This is a genomic window from Rathayibacter sp. VKM Ac-2929 (genome assembly GCF_022815495.1).
Lineage (GTDB): Bacteria > Actinomycetota > Actinomycetes > Actinomycetales > Microbacteriaceae > Rathayibacter > Rathayibacter festucae.
Genome location: NZ_JALGRV010000016.1, coordinates 1 through 740, shown reverse-complemented (window position 1 = coordinate 740; position 740 = coordinate 1). Strand labels below are relative to the sequence as shown.

Sequence of the window (740 nt, the reverse complement as noted above, 5' to 3'; positions counted from 1 at the left end):
GCGGGCCGGGTGCAGCCGGCGAAGCGGCAGGTCTGGTCCCGCAGTTGCAGGTGCAGGCGCATCTGCGGCGGTGGGACGCGGTGGGTGCGGCCCACGGAGACGACCGCGCCGGTCTCCGGATCGGTGAGGACGCGGGTGAAGGAGGCGGCGGTGCGGATCAGCTCGCGGGCGATCTCGGCGGGGACCGGGCCGTAGCCGTCGAGATCCGCGGGCGCGTCGTCGAGGCCCACGGCGGTGGAGGCGGCGAGTGTCAGCCGGATCTCGGCGCGGATGCCGGGGACGAAGGTCGGGTCCGGTCGGTGCTCTTTGTTCGGCGTGGTGCCGGCGATGTCGCCGTCGCAAAGCAGGTCGACAGCGGCGTCCACGCTGAGCTGCTGCAGGGTGCGGGGGTCGCCGTTGTCTCGGAGGGTGCGGGCGATGCGGCGCAGCCGGTCGTACGAGCCCGACACGACCGGCGCTGGGGCGTGGATGCAGAGGGTCGCCATCCCGTCGACGTCCGGGGTGACCCAGACCGCGCGGTCTTCGCGGGCGCGGGCGTGACGCTCGGCGAGGGGCTGCTCGTGCAGCTCCTCCCGCCAGCGGGTCAGGGCTCGGCGCAGCTGCGTGGTCGTCATCGTCAGCGCGGCGTCGGCGGCGCGGTCTTCGCGGGCCGCGCGGGAGGCCTCCGGGAGGGTGCTCGCGGTTCTGCAGATCGCCTCGCCGACCTCCCAGAGGATCCGCGCGTCCCGCAGTAGGGCGCG

1 protein-coding gene is annotated in these 740 nt (G+C 75.0%); it reads right to left on the bottom strand.

Annotated elements, in window-relative coordinates:
* On the bottom strand, positions 1–740 hold a 740-nt coding region (locus MT355_RS21065), incomplete at both ends, for a DUF222 domain-containing protein (protein WP_243601047.1).